The sequence below is a fragment of the Pseudomonas oryzihabitans genome, assembly GCF_014522265.1.
Lineage (GTDB): Bacteria > Pseudomonadota > Gammaproteobacteria > Pseudomonadales > Pseudomonadaceae > Chryseomonas > Chryseomonas aestiva.
This window is the reverse complement of record NZ_CP017024.1, coordinates 4,004,458-4,023,504: the sequence shown is the minus strand read 5'-3', so window position 1 is coordinate 4,023,504 and position 19,047 is coordinate 4,004,458. Positions and strand designations below refer to the sequence as shown.

Sequence of the window (19,047 nt, the reverse complement as noted above, 5' to 3'; positions counted from 1 at the left end):
ATCAAAGCTGCCTTTTAGCTTCGCAGATGGGAAATTCGCCGAGACTCCAAGGGCGCAGGATCCGGGCGCGTCTCGCGCAGCTGACCAGTCAGAATGCGGTCTGGTATGGCTCGCCACGGAAGAGGTAACCGCCCCACGGATCGCTACCAAGTAAAAGCGGACACCCCTGACCGGTGTCCGCCCGCCGCCTGCCGCTTACTTCGGCATCAGCACGGTATCGACCACGTGGATCACGCCGTTGGACTGCATCACGTCGGCGATGGTGACGGCGGCCTTGCCGCCCTTGGCGTCGACCAGCCAGAGCTTGCCGTCATGCAGCTTCACGGTCAGGTCTTCGCCCTGGACGGTTTTCAGCTTGGTCATGCCGCCATGCATCTTGGCCTCGGCCATCAATTGTTTGGCGGTGTGGGTGCCGGGCACCACGTGGTAGGTCAGGATCTTGGTCAGGTCGGCCTTGTGCTCGGGCTTTACCAGGGTATCGACGGTGCCGGCGGGCAGCTTGGCAAAGGCTTCGTTGGTCGGGGCGAAGACGGTGAAGGGACCGCTGCCGTTGAGGGTGTCGACCAGGCCCGCCGCCTTGACGGCCGCCACCAGCGTGGTGTGGTCCTTGGAGTTGACCGCGTTCTCGACGATGGTCTTGGAGGGGTACATGGGCGCGCCACCGACCATGACGGTATCGGCAGCGAAGCTGAGCGGGGCGGTGGCACCTAGGATCGCGAGACTGGCTACCACGGCGATACGCTTGAGCAAGGTGTGCATGTTGCGTCTCCTGAGTTCTTCGGCCCTCCGGATGAGGGTGATGAATGTACGGAGCAGCCCGGCAAACGGATGCATCAAAGCGCGATTATTTTTCCCTGGGCGATGACCGGTCCCGTCGGCAAGCCTGTCGGCGAACCGGCTGGCGGCTCAAGGGAGACCGCCAGTACCGTCCCTGGCGTCAGTGCCGATGCGAGTCCGGCGGGCACGGGCAGGGTCACGCCCTTGGCGTCGTCGAGCAGGCCCAGCGAGTGGGGCTTGCCATCCGTCGTGATGATCCAGGCCTCGGCGCTCCTGTCTGGCCAATCCGGCTTGCCGGTGGGCACGAACAGCAGTTGTCTGCCGTCGCCCTGCAGGGTGACGCTGAACGCCAGGCTGCCGTTGCTCTGTTCCAGGCGGGCGAGCAGGGCGGGTGTCGCGACCTGGACCGGGCGCAGCAACACGAGCAGCGCCAGCAGGAGGGCAGCGGCCAACGCCAGCCCGGTCGCCCAGCGCCACAGGCGCGGGTTGTTCCAGCGGCGAATCGGCTCGGGTGCCGGTTCCTCCGTCGGGAACAGCCGTTGCTGGATACCGTGCCAGACGTGAGCCGGCGGTTCGACGACCGGAAACTCATCGAGCCACTCGGCGAAATGCCGCTGCCAGGCCGCCAGTTGCGCCTGGTAAGCAGGCTCCCGCCGCACGAGTTCTTCCACCTCCAGGCGTTCTTCGGCGGACAGTACGCCCAGGGCGTATTCCGCGACGAGCAGCGCCTGTCGCTCGGAAGGTGGGATCTCCTTGTCGTTCATAGGCCCAGGCACGCTCGCAGTTGCAGGAGGCCACGCCGAATCCAGCTTTTCATCGTGCCGAGCGCGATACTGTGGCGGGCGGCCAGTTCGGCATAGGAATAGCCCTCGAAAAAGGCGACCCGGATATAGGTCTGCTGGTCCTTGCCCAGGGTTTTCAGGCAGAGCTCGATCTCGCGACGCTGGCGATGGGCTTCGAAATCTTCGGCGACGGACTGGGTTGCCGGCCACTCGGCCAGGCTGTCGAGCGGCTCGTGACGATGCTGGGCGCGACGTCGATCGATGGCCTTGTGTCGCGCCAGGGTCGCCATCCAGGTCAGGGCGCTGGAACGTGTGGCGTCAAAGGTACCGGCCTTGAGCCAGATGGCGGTATAGGCCTCCTGCAAGACCTCTTCCGTCTCCGCACGGTCTCCCACGTAGTGCAGGCAGACGCCGAACAGCCTGCTCGAGGTCACGCGGTAGAGCGTTTCGAAGGCCAGACGATTGCCCTGGCCGCAGGCTTGCAGCAGGACATTGAGCGCGACGGGCTCGGGATTGGTTTCAGGGCTGGCCAATACAGCTGATCTGCTCGTCAAGGAAGGCGTTCCGAAAGGAGGCGCAACAAAGGTGGCCGGGCGTTAGCCCAACCAGTGCTGAGCCGCAATAGGCCCGGAAGTGCTGTACTTGACGGCGCCATTGCCTGGGACAACCACGGCAGCGAGGGCGATCTGTCCGATTTACCATCGAACGGGCGGCTTCGCAATCGCGATTACTCTGGTAGGCGAACGCCCTCTCGACTGGCGCGGGGTTCAAGGGCCTGGCCGGCCTCGTCTTCCGTATCCACCCCTTGACCACCTTTACACAAGGCTACATGCCAGCCCGTAGCTGCCTCACGGGCGGAGCGGCTAGCATGCACTTCCAGATCGTCCGACTGTTCAGGTAGCCCCGATGTCGCTGTCATCCGAATCCCCGCGCTGGACCTCGCGCATCCTGCTGGTGGATGACGATCCGTCGATCCGCGAGTTGATCTGCGGCTATCTGGCGCGTTTCAGCATCAATGCCCGGGGGGTGGGTGACGGCCTGGAGATGCGCCGGGCGCTGGCGGAGGAGGCCTTCGATCTGGTGGTGCTGGATCTGATGCTGCCAGGGGAGGACGGGCTTTCCCTCTGTCGTTCGCTGCGGCGCGACAGTGGCATTCCCATCCTGATGCTGACCGCCCAGTGCGAGCCGGCGGATCGCATCATTGGCCTGGAGCTGGGCGCCGACGACTATATGGCCAAGCCCTTCGAGCCTCGGGAACTGGTCGCGCGGATCCAGTCGGTGCTGCGCCGGACCCAGGATGGCCGCGTGCCCCAGCGCAAGGCGCCGCGGACCAGTATCAGCTTCGATGGCTGGAAGCTCGATGGCGTCCTGCATCAGCTGCACTCGCCGGCCGGGGTGATGGTACCCCTGTCCAATGCCGAGGTGCGGCTGCTGTGGGTCTTCATCGAGCAGCCGCGCCAGGTCCTGAGCCGCGAGCAGTTGCTCGACGCCACCCGCGGCCGGGCGATCGAGGCCTTCGATCGCAGCATCGATCTGCAGGTGTCGCGCTTGCGCAGCAAGCTGGGCGACGATCCCCGCGCGCCGCAGTTGATCAAGACGGTGCGCGGCGAGGGCTATCTGTTCGATGCCAGGCAGATAGGGCACTAGCCGTGCGCCGCCTGGATACGCTGTTCGCCCGCCTGTTCGCGGTCTTTCTACTGGCCATCCTGCTGGGCCATCTGCTGGCCTTTTTCTGGTTTCGGCATGGACTCGGCGAGCGACCGGCGCCACCGCCGCCACCCATGGAGGGTGAAGCCGCCTTCGATCGGCCACCGCCGCCCGGGCCTTTCCCGCACCGGGAGCCCGGCGTCTGGCGGCGCATCGAGTGGTTTCTGGGCGGCCCGCTGATCTTCCAGCTGGGCTCGCTGGTGATCGCCGCCTGGCTCGGTGCGCGATTGCTGACGCGGCCGCTACGCCAGCTGACCGAGACCGCCGAACACCTCAGCCATAACCTCGACGGTTCGCCCATTCCGGTCACCGGCCCCTGGGAGACCCGGGAAGCCGCGCGGGCGCTCAACCGCATGCACCAGCATCTGCTCGAACAGCTCCAGCAGCGCGGGCGCATGCTCACGGCCATCTCCCATGACCTGCGCACGCCCCTGGCGCGGGTGAAGCTGCGCATCGAGGACATCGACGATCCGCGCCTGCATGCCCGGGTCAGCCAGGACGTGGATGACATGATCGAGTTGCTCGACGGCACCCTGAGGTATCTCCGCGAACAGCACCGCCAGGAGCGTCCCATCCTCTGCGACGTGCAGGCGCTGGTCGAGGCCATGGCCGAAGACGCGGCGGAGGAGGGCGCCCAGGTCGCTGTCGAGGGCAGCTGCCAGCCGTTGAAGGTGGCGCCCATGGCGTTGCGCTCCTGCCTGGGCAATCTGCTGCAGAATGCCCTGCGCTACGCCGGCCAGGCCGAGATCCGCCTGAGCGAGCAGCCGGAGCGGCTGATGATCTCCATCCTCGACCGCGGGCCGGGGATACCGGCCCAGTATCGGGAAGCCGTGTTCGAACCCTTCTATCGCCTGGAGGGCTCGCGCAATCGATCCTCTGGTGGGACCGGACTGGGGCTGGCCATCGCCCGGGAAGCGGCGGCGCACATGGGCGGCGAGTTGACCCTCGGGGAAACGCCCGGCGGCGGCCTGACCTGCCAGGTGGTGCTGCCGCGCCCCTGATGTATCGCCGGGCATACAAAGTGACCAAATGGCTGACATCTACCCGGCGGATACTGGGCGGTGCGGAACACTGATGTCCGCATTTCCCGGGAGAGACATCCATGATCAGCGGAATAGGCAGTGGCTACTCCAGCTACTACAGCAGTGCCAGCGCGATCAAAGGCACAGCTACGACAGCGTCCGGCAATAGCGTCAGCGGAGGTGAAGACGGTAATCCGTTGAAGAAGCTGTTCGGCAAGCTCGACAGCGATGGCGACGGCGCCATCAGCAAGAGCGAACTCACCACCGCCGCCAGCGCGGCGAGCGATACCCAGACGAATACCGACGAGAGCGGGGCGATTGACGTCGACAAGCTGCTCGGCATGCTCGACCAGGATGGCGATGGCAGCGTCGGCGAAAGCGAATTCGCTTCGGCCTTCGCACCGCCGCCCGGTGGACCCCAGGGACAAAGGGGCGCAGAGGAATCCGGCGATTCCAGCGTCGCCGGACCGGGCGGTTCAGCGCGTCCGCGCATGCCGCCACCGCCGCAGGGGGCGAGCGGGCAAAGTGACAGCGAGGCCGATTCCAGCGCTCAGGCGTCGTCGAGCCCCTATACGCAACTGGTCCAGGCGGTATTGCGCCAGTACCAGAGTATTGGCAGCAACGGCAGCAGCATTGCCACGGGCAGCACCTTGAACGTGGCCGCCTGAGTAGAGATCGGCGACGCAGGGCAGGGCGGCCAACGGCCGTCCAGTCTGCGCTATCACCTGGCATTCGATTCCCTTCTCGCCAGCACTTTCCGTGGGGGCGAGTACCTCGGCCTACGACCAATCGGTCTGGACCCGATCGCCTGCCGCCGCTCCGCGACAAATTCTTCAGCTGTTTCAGGATGTTGCCATCACAGATAGGTCTTGGCTTATCACGAAAACGTTATGATATAACGTGCGCCTTCATTGGCTTGGTCGATGCGTTGCTTTCGGTAGCGGGTATCGGCGTTTTCGCTTTGCTAAGGACTGTCATGCCGGTATCCCGCACCCTTCGTTCAGCGCTGACCGCTTCGGCGTTGGCGACCCTGGTCGCCTTCGTGCCGCCGCTTTCCAGCGCCGAGGAACGCGTCTTCGACGTGGTCGGCCCCTTCGAGATCGGTGGGCTGGATCCGTCGATTTCCGGCTTCGTCTTCCAGCGCATGCAGATCACCGAGACGCTGCTCGAAGCCGATGCCCAGGGCCAGCCAGTCCCTGGCCTGGCAGTGCGCTGGACCGAATCGGCGGATGGCCTTACCTGGCGGCTCACCATTCGCCAGGGGGTGAAATTCCATGACGGCAGCGTCCTCACGGCAGAAGCCGCGGCCGCTGCCCTCAATGCGGCACGGGGCAAGCCCGGGGTGCTCAAGCAGGCGGGCCTGGAATCGGTCACTGCCGAGGGCAACGAGGTGGTGATCCGCCTGACGAAACCCTTCAAGCCCTTGCTGGCGCTGCTGGCGCATTCCTCCACCAATATCCTGGCGCCGGCCGCCTACGACGGCGAAGGCAAGGTACAGCAGATCATCGGCACGGGGCCGTACCAGCTGACCCTGCTAGAACCCCCGCAACGCCTGGCTGCCAAGCGCTTCGCGGGCTACTGGGGCGCCCAGCCGGAGATCGCCAGGACCTCCTACTTGGCCGCGGGCCGCGGTGAGACCCGCACCCTGATGGCCGAGAGCGGCGATGCTGAGCTGGTGTTCCAGCTCGACCCGCCCAGCATTGCCCGCCTCAAGCGCTCCAGCAGTCTCAAGGTGCTGATCGAGCCAGTCCCGCGAGTGGTGCTGCTGACCCCCAACTCCGGTGCCGGCGCCACCGCGCCGGTGGAAGTACGGCAGGCACTCAGCCTGGCCATCCAGCGCGAAGGCGTCGCCGCCGCCGTGTTACGCGCGCCGGGTACCGGGGCGACTCAGCTGTTTGCCAGGAATGTGCCCGCCTGGCACGACCCCGAGCTGGCGCCGCTCGCCTACGATCCGGCGGCATCGCGCAAGCTGCTGGCCGGGCAGGGCTGGACACCGGGATCCGATGGCATCCTGCAAAAGGACGGCACGCCGCTCAGGCTCAAGCTGCTGACCTATTCCGACAGACCCGAGCTGCCGCTGATCGCCACCGCGCTGCAGGCGCAGTTGCGCGAAGTGGGCGTGGACGTGGAGGTCGCGGTGCAGAACTCCAGCGCCATCCCGGCCGCGCACAACGATGGCTCGCTGCAACTGGCGCTCTATGGCCGCAACTTCGCCCTGGTCCCGGATCCCCTGGTTACTCTGCTCAATGATTTCGGCCACGGCGGTGCGGAATGGGGTCCGTTGGGCTGGAAGAACCCGGTCTTCGACCATGCGCTGGCCGCGCTGCTGGCCAGCGACGATCCGGCCGAGCAACAGCGCCAGCGCCATGCCGCCATGGCCCAGGTGCAAAAGGACCTGCCGGTGATTCCGGTGGCCTGGTATCGCCAGACGATGGCCGTGTCCAATGCCGTCGAAGGCGCCGCCATCGATCCCTTCGAGCGCACCTTCGGCCTGAGCAAGCTGCGGTGGACCCCATGACCCGCTTGCTTGCCTTTCGCCTGCTGCAGGCGGGGCTGGTCGCCCTGCTGGTCGGCGGTCTCACCTTCCTGTTCATGAATCTGCTGCCGGGAGACGCCGCCTACCGCATCGCGGCCGGGCGTTACGGCTATGATCTGGTGGATACCGCCGCAGCTGCGGCGGTGCGGGCCGAGCTGAATCTGGATCAGCCCCTGCTGTGGCGCTTCCTCGCCTGGATCGGCGATCTGCTGACCCTGGATCTCGGCCATTCGCTGGTCTCCGGCAAGCCGGTGATGGACGTCGTCGCCCACGAATTGGGCAGCTCCATCCGCCTGGCCATCGGTGCCGTCTGCCTGTCGCTGCTCCTGGGCCCGCCGCTGGGCGTGGTGGCCGGTCTGCGTCCGGGGAGTCTGCTGGACCGCGGCCTGCTGGTGCTGACCACCGCGATCCGCGCGCTGCCGCAATTCGTCCTGGGCGTGATCTTCGTGCTGCTGTTCGCCATCTCCTGGCAGCTGTTCCCGGCGGCCGGTCACGGTACCTTCTGGCACAGCGTCTTGCCCACGCTGACCCTGGCCCTGGGGCTCGCCGCGGTGTCGTCGCGGGTCGCCCGGGACGCCACGGTGGAGGTCGCCGCGTCCGCCTACTACCGCTTCGGCCGCCTCAAGGGCCTGAAAGGCGCCAGCGTCTTCCTGCGCCATGGCCTGCGCAACATCGGCGTGCCGGTGGTGACCTACCTGGGCGTGCAGCTGGTGTATCTCATCGAGGGCGTGGTGGTGGTGGAGACGCTGTTCGCCTGGCCGGGCATCGGTCACGGTCTGGTCCACGCCATCGTCCAGCGCGACGTGCCCATGGTGCAGGGCACCGCCCTAGCGATGGGGCTGCTGTTCGTCATCCTCAATACCCTGGTCGATCTCGCCAACCACCTGATCGATCCGCGCGGGAGAAACGCATGAATCTCGACGCTACCCTCGCTGCGGCGGCGCCTCCGGGCAAATCTTCCGCGCGCGGGCTCGGCCTGGGCCTGCTGGCGACACTGATCGCCTTCGCCGTACTCACCCCGCTGCTCTGGCCGGGCGATATCGCCCATCAGGACTATGAGGCGATTCTCGCGGGGCCCAGCAGCGCCTATCCGCTGGGTACCGATCACCTGGGCCGCGACATGCTGGCGCGGCTGTCGGTGGCCATCCGCTTCTCGCTGGGGCTGGCCTTCATCAGCGTCTGCACCGCCGCCATTCCCGGCGTGCTGCTGGGCATCCTGGCCGCCTGGAAAGGCGGACTGGTCGACAAGCTGCTGGGCGGCCTGGCCGAGCTGTTCCTGGCCTTGCCGGGGTTGCTGCTGGTGCTGCTGATCGTCGCGGTGTTTCCCGGCTCCTTCGTCGCCCTCTACAGCGCCGTGGCCCTGGTGCTCTGGGTGGAGTATTTCCGCATGACCCGGGCGCTGGCGCGCACCGTGCTGGCCTCGCCGGCGGTGGCCGCCAGCGGGCTGCTGGGCTTCGGCCCCGTCTACATCATCCGCCGCCATCTCTGGCCGCAGATGGCGCCGCTGCTCCTGACCATCGCCGCCTTTGGCGCCGCCTCGACCATCATGGCCATCGCCGCCCTGGGTTTCGTCAGCATCGGCGTGCGCCCGCCCACGGCCGAGCTGGGCCTGATGATCACCGAGTTGCTGCCCTATTACGCCGAGGCACCCCTGGTCATGGGCCTGCCTATCCTGGCGATCTTTCTAACCGTGCTGTCGCTGCTGCTCATCACCGGAGGGCGCAAGCCATGACCGCCTTGCTCACGACCACGGCGCTGGAGATCCGCACCGCCGAGGCCCGATTGGTGGAACCGCTGTCAATCCGCCTGGCGCCGGGGCAGGTGTTGTCGATCATCGGCGAGACCGGCTCGGGCAAGAGCCTGTTCGCCCAGGGCGTCGTCGGCAACCTGCCGGCGGGGCTGCAGGCCCACGGGCAGATAGGCCTGGCGGACGGCTTCAGCGAAGAAGGCCGCGAGGCCGGTCGCCGTAAGCACTGGGGCAGGGGGCTGGCGGTGCTGCCCCAGGAACCCTGGCTGAGCCTGGACCCGACCATGCAGGCACGCTCCCAGGTCGCCGAGACCTACACCCAGGTCGTCGGCCTCGCCCGTGCCGAAGCCCGCGACCGGGCCAGCGCGGATCTGGCGCGGCTGGGCCTGGCCGGCGCCGAGCGCAAGTATCCCTTCCAGCTGTCCGGGGGCATGGCCCAGCGCCTGGCCTTTGCCGCCACCCATGCCGGTGGCTCGCCAGTGCTGATCGCCGACGAGCCCACCAAAGGGCTGGATCGCGACCGCATCGACGAGGTCATCGACCTGCTCAAGGCCATGCTGGCCGAGGGAGGCAGCCTGCTCATCATCACCCACGACCTGGAAGTCGCGCGCCGCCTGGGCGGCGAGGTGATGATCATGCTCAAGGGACGGGTCATCGAATCCGGTACGGCCGAGCAGGTGCTGCGCCAGCCGCAGCATGCCTATACCCGTGAACTGCTGGCCGCCGATCCCGCCCAGTGGCCGAAGCGTACCTCGCGAGCCATTACCGACGAAGCCGTGGTGACGGTGGAGGACCTTGCCGCCCAGCGCGGTGGCAAGCAGCTGTTCGAGGGATTGTCCTTTGGCGTCCGGCCTGGGGAGATTCTCGGCGTGACGGGACCGTCTGGCTGCGGCAAGTCGACCCTCGGCGACATCCTGCTTGGCCTGGCCGCGCACAGCGCGGGTGCGATCCGCCGCCAGCCGGGTCTCGGTCGCTTCGCCTTCCAGAAGCTGCACCAGGATCCGGTGGCTGCCTTCGCGCCCTCGGTGACCATTCGCCAACTGCTGGCGGATCTGGTGCGGCTGCATCGGCTGGATACAGCGCGGATTGGGCGGCTGATGCAGCGCCTGCGCCTCGACGAGCGCCTGCTGGATCGACTGCCCGGCAACATCTCCGGAGGTGAGTTGCAGCGCTTTTCCCTGCTGCGCGTGCTGCTGCTCGACCCGGCGCTGATCTTCGCTGACGAGCCCAGCTCGCGGCTGGACCTCATTACCCAGAAGGAGATGATCGAGCTGCTGGTCGAGACCGCCGAGGAATCCGGAACCGCCATCCTCCTGGTCAGCCACGACGAGGACCTGGTGGGCGCCGTCGCCGATCGGCGCATCCACCTGACAGATCCGGCGGCGCCGATGCGCAGTCAGGCGGAGTTGAACTCCCGGCCTGAGGCGCCGGAGGTGGTTTTCGCCGCCCACGACTAGGATTTTCGCCGGTATCCCTCAGTACCGGCAGCACCCTTCCAGCTAAGCGACTCGTCTGACATGCGATGGCAGCGGTCACGTGCTGGGCGCAACAAACGTCCAGTGAGGTTCGCTGCGCGCTGAAAAAAGCGTCGGGTATCCAGGCCCTGCTCCGAAAGCGGCAGGTTTCAACTTGGTATTACTTTACCAAGAATTCTTGGTAGTGATTTTTGGACTGGTTAGAAAGAGATCCTGGGTTGGCCAAGCAAACTTGCACAGCTCCTGAGTCGAAACTTCCTAAGCTTGGCGCACTGAGCGATGGGATCGATGTTTTTCCGTCTGTATCTGTTAGATGAGGGACAAGGCGTGGGCTTCGTGAATCGCGCTAGAACATTCTTATAATATGTCCGTCTTTTTATAGTAGGCGCTCGATTTCTATTGGAGATATAGGAGGTGAGCTGCGGTAAAAAACCTTAATAACTTAAATATCCAAATTTGAATTTTAGGTGAAAAGACGCCGTAAACCTTGACGCCTGGCGATAGGAAAAAGCAGCATTACGCATCCCGTGTCGACGTGCCCTTGCTGCCAATCGACTGCACTAGTCGATTGCGCGGCAGTGTCTGCACGTAAGTAGAGGCTGCCCGCGAAGTTCATGTGACGACTGATTTCTACCTCTTTGTCTGTGTGTGAGAGTTCCAGCGGTTTTATCCGGCTAGTTTCGGCGTGGCAGTGAGTTATATCGAAAGATTGAACAGGCAGGCTTGCAAGTCCGTTGTTTTCGAAAATTAAGAGATCGAGTAACTCCTATGTCCGCTTTGTTTTCTTTCTGGTAGTCGATTCGCCAGCACTATGACCTGATTTCAGAGCCCGTACTGGGGAGTGCGGGCTCTCTTCAACGCGCATTTCAAGCCACGCCGGTGCGGCTCTGCTGTCCGGTGCGCGTCTGGCTGCGCGTCTTCAACCACTAGTAGTCGCCGACAATGAATAGGGGAAGTTATGCAAAGCACGCGTAATCAGAAAGGAGCGATATCCAATACCCATTTGACCAGTTTCAGCCGACTCCTCGGCCGCTGGACGTTTGGGGTGGTGGGCGGCTGTACGCTGCTGCTTGGCTGCAATGCAGCCTTCGCGGAGGGCTTGGTGGACGACAGCAAACTGGTGCTGACGGTACGCAACTTCTACTTCAACAGTGACCGCGCCAACGGACGGGCGAATCAGGAAGACTGGACCCAGGGTTTCCTGCTGGACTATCAGTCAGGGTTCACACCGGGTCCCGTGGGTATTGGGGTCGATGCCTTCGGCTATCTGGGCCTCAAGCTCGATGGCGGCCCCGGACGCCGTGGCACCGGTAACTTGCCCGTTCATGCCGGGAATGAGCCGGCTGATGAATATTCCCGTGCCGGTGCTGCGCTGAAGCTGCGGCTGGGCAATACCGTGGTGCGCTATGGTCAACAGGCGCCCACGGCGCCGGTCTTCGCCATCAGCACCAGTCGCCTGCTGCCGCAGACCGCCACGGGGTGGAGCGTGCTCAGTAGCGACATGGCGGATCTGTTGCTGGAAGCAGGGCATTTCACCTCTTCCACCGATCAGGTCAGCACTAACCGCGATGGCGATCTCTGGGCCGGATACGCGCGGCAGCGCGCCGATCACATCGATTTCGCCGGTGGCAAGTACAGCCCGGTCAAGGGGGTCAGCCTGTCGCTCTATGCGGCGCAGCTGGATGACATCTGGAACCAGTACTACGGCAACCTGAATCTGGTAAGGGCGCTGTCCAGCACCCAGGCACTCACCTTCGATGCCAATCTCTATCACACACGGGATACCGGAGCGGCCAAGGCTGGCCCGATCGACAATACGTCCTATAGCCTCGCCGCTGCCTTCAGCCAGGGACCTCACACCTTCACGCTGGGCTGGCAGCAGATCGATGGTGATACGCCGTTCGACTACGTGGCCTTGGGCGACAACGATCGCCTCGGCGGCGGTATCCTCCTGGGCAACGCCGTGATGCTCTCCGACTTCAATGCCCCTGGCGAACGCTCCTGGCAAGCGCGCTACGATCTCAGCTTCAAGACGCTCGGCGTGCCCGGCCTCAGCCTGATGACCCGCTACCTCGATGGCTCCGGTATCGATGGTCGCGAGCTGCCGGTCAACAGCGCCTATCGTGGGCTCTACGGCGCAGACGATCACGAGCGGGAAGTCGACCTGGAGGGTCGCTACGTCCTGCAAGCGGGAGCGGCCAAAGGACTGTCGATCCGGGTCCGCCAGGCCTGGCACCACGGCTCGCCGTCCACCGGCGGTTCGGTCAATCAGCTGCGGGTCATCCTCGACTATCCGCTGCAATTGCTCTGACGCTCGCGTAATCCCCAATGGACGCCGCGACCGCTGGCAAGCGGTTCGCGGCCGTCCGTCGTCGCTGGCTTAAGCGGGCCCCGCTGCGCCGATAGCCCTAATAGTCATTTTATTAGGGATAACCCTCATGAGTCTTCGCAGCCTCAACGTCGCGCCCCGCGCCGTGCTGTTCTTTTCCGTCATCGTCCTGATCGTCTTCGCCCTCGGTGGCGTCGCCGTGGTGCAGATGGGCAAGCTCTTCGAGGCGGAGCAGGAAGTGGAGACCAACTGGCTGCCGGGCAACCAGCTGGCGGCGAAGATGAGTGGCGGATTGCTGCGGCTGCGCCTGGAAAGTCTCAGGGCCACCACCACACCGGATCCGCAGCTGCGCGCCCAGACGGTCGCGGCCTTTCCCGGTTATCGCGATGCCTTCTTCACGGCGGTCAAGGACTACGAAAAGACCCTGGCCAACGCTGAAGACCGCCAGTTGTACGGCGCCGTGGTCAAGGGCGCCGAGAGCTACCGGACCCTGCTGGATGCCTTCGAGCCCAAGCTGCGCGCGGGTGACAACGAAGGCGCCATCGTCCTGATCAACACCTCGATCCGTCCGCTCACCAACGCGCTGGAAAAGACCATTGCCGAACTGAGCGCCTTCAACGAGCGCGGTGCCCAGGCTGCGGGGCAGGCGGCGGGCGCCACCTATGCCAACGGCCTGTTCTGGGTCTATGGGCTGATCGGCCTGACCATAGCGGCCACCGTCGTGCTTGCGGCTCTGCTGATCCGCAGCATCACCCTGCCGGTGGGTGAGGCCTTGCGCATTGCCCAGCGGATCGCCCGCAAGGACCTTACCGAACGGATCACCGTGGTCGGTCGCGACGAAGCGGCCGGCATGCTGCAGGCCCTGGCCCAGATGCAGGGCAATCTGCGCGACACCGTTTCCCATCTCGGCGACAGCTCGACCCAGCTGGCCTCCGCCGCGGAAGAGATGACCGCGGTGATCGACGAAGCCAGCCGCGGCTATGTGCGGCAGAACGACGAGGTCAACCAGGCTGCCAGTGCCGTCACCGAGATGAGTTCGGCGGTGGAGGAGGTCGCGCGCAACGCCGCCGATGCGGCCAGCACCTCGCTGCATACCCAGAACCTGACCAGCGACGGCCTGGACAAGGTCACCCGCACAGTGCAGTCGATCGAGGCGCTGGCGCAGAACGTGGCCAGCACCAGCGAGCAGATCCAGGCCCTGTCGTCCCGCGCCCAGGACATCAACGCCGTGGTCGAGGTCATTCGCGCCATCGCCGAACAGACCAACCTGCTGGCGCTGAACGCTGCCATCGAGGCGGCCCGGGCGGGTGAGCAGGGCCGGGGCTTCGCCGTGGTCGCCGACGAGGTACGGGCACTGGCCCATCGTACCCAGCAGTCGACTCGCGAGATCGAGCAGATGATCGGCGCCATCCAGAATGATTCATCCCAGGCCGTCAGGGCCATGGCCGAGAGTCAGCAGCTGGCCGGTGAATCCACCTCGGTCGCCCAGCTGGCCAATGTGTCCCTGGAGCAGATCGCCGAATCCATCTCCCAGATCAACGATCGCAATGCGGTCATCGCCACCGCCGCTGAAGAGCAGGCGCAGGTGGCGCGGGAGATCGATCGCAACATCACCAGTATCCGTGACCTGGCCACCCAGAGCGCGACCGGCGCCACCCAGACCGCCAGCGCCAGCGCCGAGGTCTCCAGGCTGGCCAGCGGATTGAATCGCGTGGTTCGCGAATTCGCCGTCTAGGAGGAGGGCCTTGAGGCCTTCTCGCCACGCGGCGGCGGGAAGGCGTCCTTTGCGACTGGCTCCAGGTTCGTCGCGGCAATAGAAAGACTAACAAGGGCTCTGGGGCATTCGCCCGTGCGACTGCGCTGGGCGGGCACGCCTGCTCGCCGCTGGAATGCCCGCCCGACAGTCTTTAGTATTCCGTTACATCGCCTCTGGCATCGGGTAGAGAACGAATCGGCGCTTGGCCTGCCTAAACAGTGTCCAATCAACCCGGAGTCCTACCATGAACGCGAAGAAAATCTCTGCCTTGATGTTTGCTGGTCTGATCGCTGCCAGTGGCGCTGCTTTCGCCACCGAAAGTGCAGGCAATCCGCCAAAGGCCAACAGCGCTGGTATGGGCACCCCGGCTGGTCAGAAGACCGGTGAAGGTGCAGGCGCCGCGACCGGCGCCGGCAAGACCACGCTCAACGAGCAAGGCCAGAAGCAACAGCAGTAATGTCCAGGGGGTCGCCGGCACGTCTGGCGCCCCCTAAATCTGCGTCTAGAATGGAACTTTGCAGGCCTCTTGTGTCCAAGGGGGCCGAGCGTGTGGGTACAGGGGTCAGATGGTGAGTGCGGAACAGAGCAAGGTTGTCCTGGTCGTCGAGGATGAGCCGCAGATTTTGATGATTCTGGCGGATTATCTTTCCGAACTGGGTTACACCGTCCTGCAGGCGCCCTCGTCACTCGAAGCCTTTCGCATCCTGGCCGGTCGGCCACGCCTGGATCTGCTGATCACCGACTTCCGCCTTCCCGACGACGTCTCTGGCGTGATGATTGCCGAGCCCGCGCTCAAGTTGCGCCCCGATCTCAAGGTGCTCTTCATCAGTGGCTATCCAGCCGAAATCATCGATACCGGCTCGCCGTTGCTGGGCAAGGTCCCCTTGCTGACCAAGCCATTCTCCCTCGAGCGTCTCCACCTGCAGGTGCAGAAGCTGCTCGGCGCCTGATCCGCTCCCTCGCCACAGATCGTTTTTCCGCCGGCACAGTCTATCTGTCAGGTGCGACCACTCCGGTCGCCTCAGGTTGGAGATACCGGCGCCCATGGCTATCAAGCATTTCAATCATCACGAAGCGATTTCCTCCGCCGTTCCGGCTGAACAGGGTTTCGAAGCGGTCATCGCCGTCAAGGCGCGGCGCGAGGATGCCCATCCGACCTTTCACAAGGTCGCCACCGAGCGTCATTTCGATCTGGCCTCCGAGGCGGAGGAGGCCGCCGATGCCGCGCTCAATCGCGTGACCGAGATCGGCGACGACGATGAACTCCTCTGGGACGAGCGGGCCGTCTGATGAAGAGAGACCAGGAACAGGGCGAAGAACCCCGACAGCGGCATGAATCCGGTCCGGACGACCCTGAACTGAGTCGCGAGGAAGAGGAGGACGTCGACGAGAACCAGCTGCCACGCGCCGTGGTGCTGCACGAGATCATCCGTACCCAGGGTGATCACGAACTCGAACGAACGATCGCGGCGCTGTTCTGGTCGGCGCTGGCCGCCGGCCTGACCATGGGTCTGTCGTTGATGGCGATGGGGCTACTCAATGCCAATCTGCCCGAGGGTGGCTACAGCAAGGCCATCGCCAGCTTCGGTTATTCGGCTGGCTTTCTGGCGGTGATCCTGGCGCGTCAGCAGCTGTTTACCGAAAACACCCTGACGGCGGTACTGCCGGTGATGAGCGAACCCACGCTGCACAATTTCGGTCGCCTGGGGCGGCTGTGGGGTGTGGTACTGGTGGGCAATCTCATCGGGACCATCCTGGTCGCCTACGTGATCCTCAATCTGCCGCTGTTCGATGCCAAGGCCGACGCCGCTTTTCTGAAAATCGGTACCAAGGTGATGGAGAACGATGCCTCGGCGATGTTCGCCAAGGGCATCGTATCCGGCTGGATGATCGCCACCATGGTCTGGATGCTGCCCGCTGCAGAGCACGCCAGGATCTGGATCATCGTGCTCATCACCTACCTGATGGCCCTGGGGGACTTCACTCACATCGTGGTCGGCAGTCTGGAGGTGGCTTACCTGGTGTTCGCCGGAGAGGCGAGCTGGGGCGATTTCTGGCTGACCTTCGCCGGGCCGACCCTGGCCGGCAACATCGTCGGGGGCAGTCTGATCTTCGCGCTGATCAGCCATGCCCAGGTGCGCAGCGACACCTGAAAGCGGAAGGGCCGGCAAATTGCCGGCCCTTCGCGGTGATCAGGTAGCTGCTTCGATCACTCGTCGTCGTTGAGCTGACCCATGGCGGTAGTGTTGAAGCCGCCGTCGACATAGAGGATCTCGCCGCTGATGCCCGATGCCAGGTCGGAGCAGAGGAAGGCACCGGCGTTGCCGACTTCGTCGATGGTCACGTTGCGACGCAGGGGCGTCTGACGCTCGTTGGCGGCCAGCATCTTGCGGAAGCTCTTGATGCCCGATGCGGCCAGGGTGCGGATGGGACCGGCGGACACGGCGTTGACGCGGGTGCCTTCCGGGCCGAGGCTGCCGGCCAGGTAACGGACGCCGGCTTCGAGGCTGGCCTTGGCCATGCCCATGACGTTGTAGTTCGGCATGGTGCGCTCGGCGCCCAGGTAGGACAGGGTCAGCAGGCTGCCGTTGCGGCCGCGCATCATCTCGCGACCGGCCTTGGCCAGGGCGACGAAGCTGTAGGCGCTGATGTCGTGGGCGATCTTGAAGCCGTCACGGGTGGTCACGGCGGTGAAGTCGCCGTCCAGCTGGTCGCCGGGGGCGAAGCCGACCGAGTGGACGATGCAATCCAGGCCATCCCACTTCTTCGCCAGCGCGGCGAACACGGCTTCGATCTGGGCGTCGTCGGCAACGTCGCAGGGGAAGCACAGCTCGGGATTGGAACCCCAGCCGGCGGCGAATTCTTCGACGCGACCCTTGAGCTTCTCGTTCTGGTAGGTGAAGGCCAGCTCGGCGCCTTCGCGGTGCATGGCCGCGGCGATGCCGGAGGCGATGGACAGCTTGCTGGCGACGCCGACGATGAGAACGCGCTTACCGGCGAGAAATCCCATGGTTTTTTCCTCTTCTGTGTTGAATCCCAGGCAGCAGCCAGGGGCTGAGGTCCGGGTTGGGCAGGGCTCTGCGCAGGTCAGAGCGAGATCTTGGCCTGGCTCCGCTAGGGGTCAGGCACGGGTGGGGCGGTAAGGTAGCAGGTCGATACCCGGGACAAAAGCGCTGGTTGACCGCTGCGGTGCGCGGTCGCGCCTCAGTTGAGGAACAGCGTCAGGGTCTGACCAGGGGTCAGGGCGGAAGCGCTGCGCGGATTCCAGTCCTGCAGCGCCTGCACGCCGATGTTGTAACGCTTGGCGATCTGATAGAGGGAATCACCGGCCTTGACCCGATAGTAGGTGGGGGCGGCCTTGGTCGTTTTGGCCGTCTTTACCGCCGGCTTGGTGGTCTTGACGGTATAGGAGGCCGGCATCGCCACGGCCGTGGCGGTGCTGCTGCCCGTGCCATGCAGCTTCAGCGTCTCGCCGACCTTGAGGCCACGCTTGCCGAGATCGTTCCAGCGCTTGAGGTCACCCAGTTCCACCTCGTTGGCCCGGGCGATGGACCAGAGGCTGTCGCCGGTGCGCACCCGGTAGGTGCGCACCACGGGTTCTTCGGCCACGGCGATGGTTTCCAGGGGCGTCGTGGTCTTGCCGGTCTCGCGCCGCGGGATCATCAATTCCCGGCCAGCGGACAGGCGGCTGCTGCTGCTGAGCTTGTTGAGCGCGGCAAGTTGCTCGACGCTCACACGATTACGCTTGGCCACGCTGCGCATGGTATCGCCGCGGCGCACCTGGTATTCCTGCCACTGCACCACGGCATCAGAGGCGATGTTGGGCAGGGTCGCGACCAGGCGCTTGGCCTTTTCCGCCGGCACCAGCAGATGCTTGGGGCCGTCCATGGTCACACGCTGGGTATAGGCGGGATTTAGGCGATAGAGTTCGTTGGCATCCAGATCCGCAAGTTCCGCCACCCGGGCCAGATCCAGGTGCTGCTTGATGTCCACGACTTCGAAATAGGGTTCGTCCGGGATGGATTCCAGGGCCAGGCCGTAGGCGTCCGGATTGCGTACGATCTGGGAGACGGCGAGCAGCTTGGGGACGTAGTCCTGGGTTTCCGGCGGCAGCGACGACAGGTTCCAGTAATCGGTGGGCAGGCCGAGCGACTGGTTGCGCTCAATGGCGCGGCTGACCGTGCCTTCGCCGGCATTGTAGGCAGCCAGGGCCAGCAGCCAGTCGCCACCGAACATGTCGTGCAGCTTGCTCAGGTAGTCCAGGGCGGCGTTGGTCGAGGCGGTGATGTCGCGGCGACCGTCATAGAAGCGGGTCTGGCGCAGATTGAAATACTTGCCGGTGGTGGGGATGAACTGCCACAGACCGGAGGCGGCGCTGCGCGAGAGGGCGTTGGGATTGAAAGAGCTTTCCACCACCGGCAGCAGGGCCAGTTCCAGCGGCATGTTGCGTTCTTCCAGGCGCTCGACGATGTAATGCAGATAGGGCGCGCCGCGGCTGCAGGACTGCGCGAGGGCAGCTTCGTGGCTGGCGTACCAGAGGCGCTGACGATCGATGCGCGGGTTGGTGCCGTTGTCACCGGCCCCCTGGAGCTGATAGCCGTCCCGCACCCGGTCCCAGATGTCGCCGCTGGTGGCCGCCGCGGTCGGTGCCTTGCGCAGCCATTCCGGCGGACGCTGCATCTTGCTTTGCGTCATGTGCAGATCGGCCTGATAGGCACGATTGTCTGGCTGCTGGTTGCTCTGGCAGCCGGCGAGGAAGACGGCGAGGCAGAGCGCCGAGACTTTGAAGGAGGTGGCCAGCACGTCTGGTTCGCGGGTTTTCGGCGTCGCTGGCGGCATCGGTCTGGGCTTTCCGGGAGCTGGAGGATGGGCGATTCTAGGAACCGCATCCCGGGGGGTCAAGGAACAACCCCTTG

At 64.9% G+C, this 19,047-nt stretch carries 18 protein-coding genes and 1 pseudogene; 14 read left to right on the top strand and 5 right to left on the bottom strand.

The features are described from left to right. Window positions 1-195: 195 nt before the first annotated feature. From BGI51_RS18645 to BGI51_RS18635, 3 genes are all read right to left on the bottom strand, one after another. Complete coding sequence (locus BGI51_RS18645) at window positions 196-759, bottom strand: fasciclin domain-containing protein (protein ID WP_187979306.1); 564 nt, start codon at window positions 757-759, stop codon at window positions 196-198. 74 nt (window positions 760-833) lie between these two features. Next, window positions 834-1,541, bottom strand: a complete 708-nt coding sequence (locus tag BGI51_RS18640) for an anti-sigma factor (RefSeq protein ID WP_187979305.1) — start codon at window positions 1,539-1,541, stop codon at window positions 834-836. Next, window positions 1,538-2,092: a sigma-70 family RNA polymerase sigma factor gene (locus BGI51_RS18635; protein WP_187979304.1), complete on the bottom strand. Its 555-nt coding sequence runs from the start codon at window positions 2,090-2,092 to the stop codon at window positions 1,538-1,540. Before BGI51_RS18635 ends, BGI51_RS18640 begins: the two co-directional genes overlap by 4 nt. Window positions 2,093-2,465: 373 nt before the next feature. Here BGI51_RS18635 and BGI51_RS18630 point away from each other — a divergent pair, with 373 nt between their 5' ends. The 14 genes and pseudogenes from BGI51_RS18630 to BGI51_RS18570 all read left to right on the top strand — a co-directional run bounded on the left by BGI51_RS18630 (window position 2,466) and on the right by BGI51_RS18570 (window position 16,284). Beyond that, entirely contained in the window at window positions 2,466-3,206 is a 741-nt protein-coding gene (locus BGI51_RS18630; protein WP_187979303.1) for a response regulator, read from the top strand. Window positions 3,207-3,208: 2 nt separating this feature from the next. After that, a complete protein-coding gene (locus tag BGI51_RS18625) occupies window positions 3,209-4,267 on the top strand; it encodes an ATP-binding protein (protein WP_187979302.1) in 1,059 nt (352 codons plus the stop codon). A gap of 101 nt (window positions 4,268-4,368) precedes the next feature. Continuing rightward, window positions 4,369-4,956, top strand: coding sequence for an EF-hand domain-containing protein (locus tag BGI51_RS18620; RefSeq protein ID WP_187979301.1), 588 nt, complete (start codon window positions 4,369-4,371; stop codon window positions 4,954-4,956). 308 nt (window positions 4,957-5,264) lie between these two features. Then, window positions 5,265-6,806: an ABC transporter substrate-binding protein gene (locus BGI51_RS18615; RefSeq protein ID WP_187979300.1), complete on the top strand. Its 1,542-nt coding sequence runs from the start codon at window positions 5,265-5,267 to the stop codon at window positions 6,804-6,806. Further along, window positions 6,803-7,738, top strand: a complete 936-nt coding sequence (locus tag BGI51_RS18610; protein ID WP_133861665.1) for an ABC transporter permease — start codon at window positions 6,803-6,805, stop codon at window positions 7,736-7,738. The genes BGI51_RS18615 and BGI51_RS18610 overlap by 4 nt, the downstream gene beginning before the upstream one ends. Next, on the top strand, window positions 7,735-8,556 hold the full coding sequence (locus BGI51_RS18605) for an ABC transporter permease (RefSeq protein WP_133861666.1): 822 nt from the start codon (window positions 7,735-7,737) through the stop codon (window positions 8,554-8,556). The genes BGI51_RS18610 and BGI51_RS18605 overlap by 4 nt, the downstream gene beginning before the upstream one ends. Continuing rightward, window positions 8,553-10,028, top strand: coding sequence for an ABC transporter ATP-binding protein (locus BGI51_RS18600; RefSeq protein WP_252977126.1), 1,476 nt, complete (start codon window positions 8,553-8,555; stop codon window positions 10,026-10,028). The genes BGI51_RS18605 and BGI51_RS18600 overlap by 4 nt, the downstream gene beginning before the upstream one ends. A 1,120-nt stretch (window positions 10,029-11,148) precedes the next feature. After that, on the top strand, window positions 11,149-12,357 hold the full coding sequence (locus BGI51_RS18595) for an OprD family porin (protein ID WP_252977125.1): 1,209 nt from the start codon (window positions 11,149-11,151) through the stop codon (window positions 12,355-12,357). A 127-nt stretch (window positions 12,358-12,484) separates the two neighbouring features. Next, window positions 12,485-13,255 (top strand): annotated as a pseudogene (locus tag BGI51_RS24145) (MCP four helix bundle domain-containing protein); the annotation flags it as partial. Further along, window positions 13,247-14,110: a methyl-accepting chemotaxis protein gene (locus BGI51_RS24140; protein ID WP_423815002.1), complete on the top strand. Its 864-nt coding sequence runs from the start codon at window positions 13,247-13,249 to the stop codon at window positions 14,108-14,110. The pseudogene BGI51_RS24145 and the gene BGI51_RS24140, both read left to right, overlap by 9 nt. A 265-nt stretch (window positions 14,111-14,375) precedes the next feature. Then, window positions 14,376-14,588, top strand: a complete 213-nt coding sequence (locus BGI51_RS18585; protein WP_187979297.1) for a hypothetical protein — start codon at window positions 14,376-14,378, stop codon at window positions 14,586-14,588. Window positions 14,589-14,697: 109 nt separating this feature from the next. Further along, complete coding sequence (locus BGI51_RS18580) at window positions 14,698-15,081, top strand: response regulator (RefSeq protein WP_085982650.1); 384 nt, start codon at window positions 14,698-14,700, stop codon at window positions 15,079-15,081. Between the two features lie 94 nt (window positions 15,082-15,175). Then, window positions 15,176-15,421 carry a hypothetical protein gene (locus BGI51_RS18575; RefSeq protein ID WP_133861670.1) on the top strand — a complete coding sequence of 82 codons (246 nt, stop codon included), beginning with the start codon at window positions 15,176-15,178 and terminating at the stop codon, window positions 15,419-15,421. Beyond that, window positions 15,421-16,284 (top strand): formate/nitrite transporter family protein, encoded by an 864-nt coding sequence (locus tag BGI51_RS18570; protein WP_133861671.1) that lies wholly within the window; start codon window positions 15,421-15,423, stop codon window positions 16,282-16,284. Before BGI51_RS18575 ends, BGI51_RS18570 begins: the two co-directional genes overlap by 1 nt. Before the next feature lie 56 nt (window positions 16,285-16,340). On the opposite strand, the gene fabI is transcribed toward BGI51_RS18570, so the two are convergent. Together fabI and BGI51_RS18560 are read right to left on the bottom strand one after the other, a co-directional pair. Next, window positions 16,341-17,141 carry an enoyl-ACP reductase FabI gene (gene fabI, locus BGI51_RS18565; protein WP_042134086.1) on the bottom strand — a complete coding sequence of 267 codons (801 nt, stop codon included), beginning with the start codon at window positions 17,139-17,141 and terminating at the stop codon, window positions 16,341-16,343. A 194-nt stretch (window positions 17,142-17,335) separates the two neighbouring features. After that, complete coding sequence (locus tag BGI51_RS18560; RefSeq protein ID WP_187979296.1) at window positions 17,336-18,970, bottom strand: lytic transglycosylase domain-containing protein; 1,635 nt, start codon at window positions 18,968-18,970, stop codon at window positions 17,336-17,338. Window positions 18,971-19,047: the final 77 nt, after the last annotated feature.

Coding starts and splice junctions, on each gene's coding strand:
- BGI51_RS18600 (WP_252977126.1), top strand. CDS start 8,553: ATGACCGCCTTGCTCACGACCACGGCGCTGGAGATCCGCACCGCCGAG.
- BGI51_RS18610 (WP_133861665.1), top strand. CDS start 6,803: ATGACCCGCTTGCTTGCCTTTCGCCTGCTGCAGGCGGGGCTGGTCGCC.
- BGI51_RS18645 (WP_187979306.1), bottom strand. CDS start 759: ATGCACACCTTGCTCAAGCGTATCGCCGTGGTAGCCAGTCTCGCGATC.
- fabI (WP_042134086.1), bottom strand. CDS start 17,141: ATGGGATTTCTCGCCGGTAAGCGCGTTCTCATCGTCGGCGTCGCCAGC.
- BGI51_RS18585 (WP_187979297.1), top strand. CDS start 14,376: ATGAACGCGAAGAAAATCTCTGCCTTGATGTTTGCTGGTCTGATCGCT.
- BGI51_RS18615 (WP_187979300.1), top strand. CDS start 5,265: ATGCCGGTATCCCGCACCCTTCGTTCAGCGCTGACCGCTTCGGCGTTG.
- BGI51_RS18575 (WP_133861670.1), top strand. CDS start 15,176: ATGGCTATCAAGCATTTCAATCATCACGAAGCGATTTCCTCCGCCGTT.
- BGI51_RS18605 (WP_133861666.1), top strand. CDS start 7,735: ATGAATCTCGACGCTACCCTCGCTGCGGCGGCGCCTCCGGGCAAATCT.
- BGI51_RS18580 (WP_085982650.1), top strand. CDS start 14,698: ATGGTGAGTGCGGAACAGAGCAAGGTTGTCCTGGTCGTCGAGGATGAG.
- BGI51_RS24140 (WP_423815002.1), top strand. CDS start 13,247: ATGCAGGGCAATCTGCGCGACACCGTTTCCCATCTCGGCGACAGCTCG.
- BGI51_RS18570 (WP_133861671.1), top strand. CDS start 15,421: ATGAAGAGAGACCAGGAACAGGGCGAAGAACCCCGACAGCGGCATGAA.
- BGI51_RS18640 (WP_187979305.1), bottom strand. CDS start 1,541: ATGAACGACAAGGAGATCCCACCTTCCGAGCGACAGGCGCTGCTCGTC.
- BGI51_RS18630 (WP_187979303.1), top strand. CDS start 2,466: ATGTCGCTGTCATCCGAATCCCCGCGCTGGACCTCGCGCATCCTGCTG.
- BGI51_RS18620 (WP_187979301.1), top strand. CDS start 4,369: ATGATCAGCGGAATAGGCAGTGGCTACTCCAGCTACTACAGCAGTGCC.
- BGI51_RS18560 (WP_187979296.1), bottom strand. CDS start 18,970: ATGCCGCCAGCGACGCCGAAAACCCGCGAACCAGACGTGCTGGCCACC.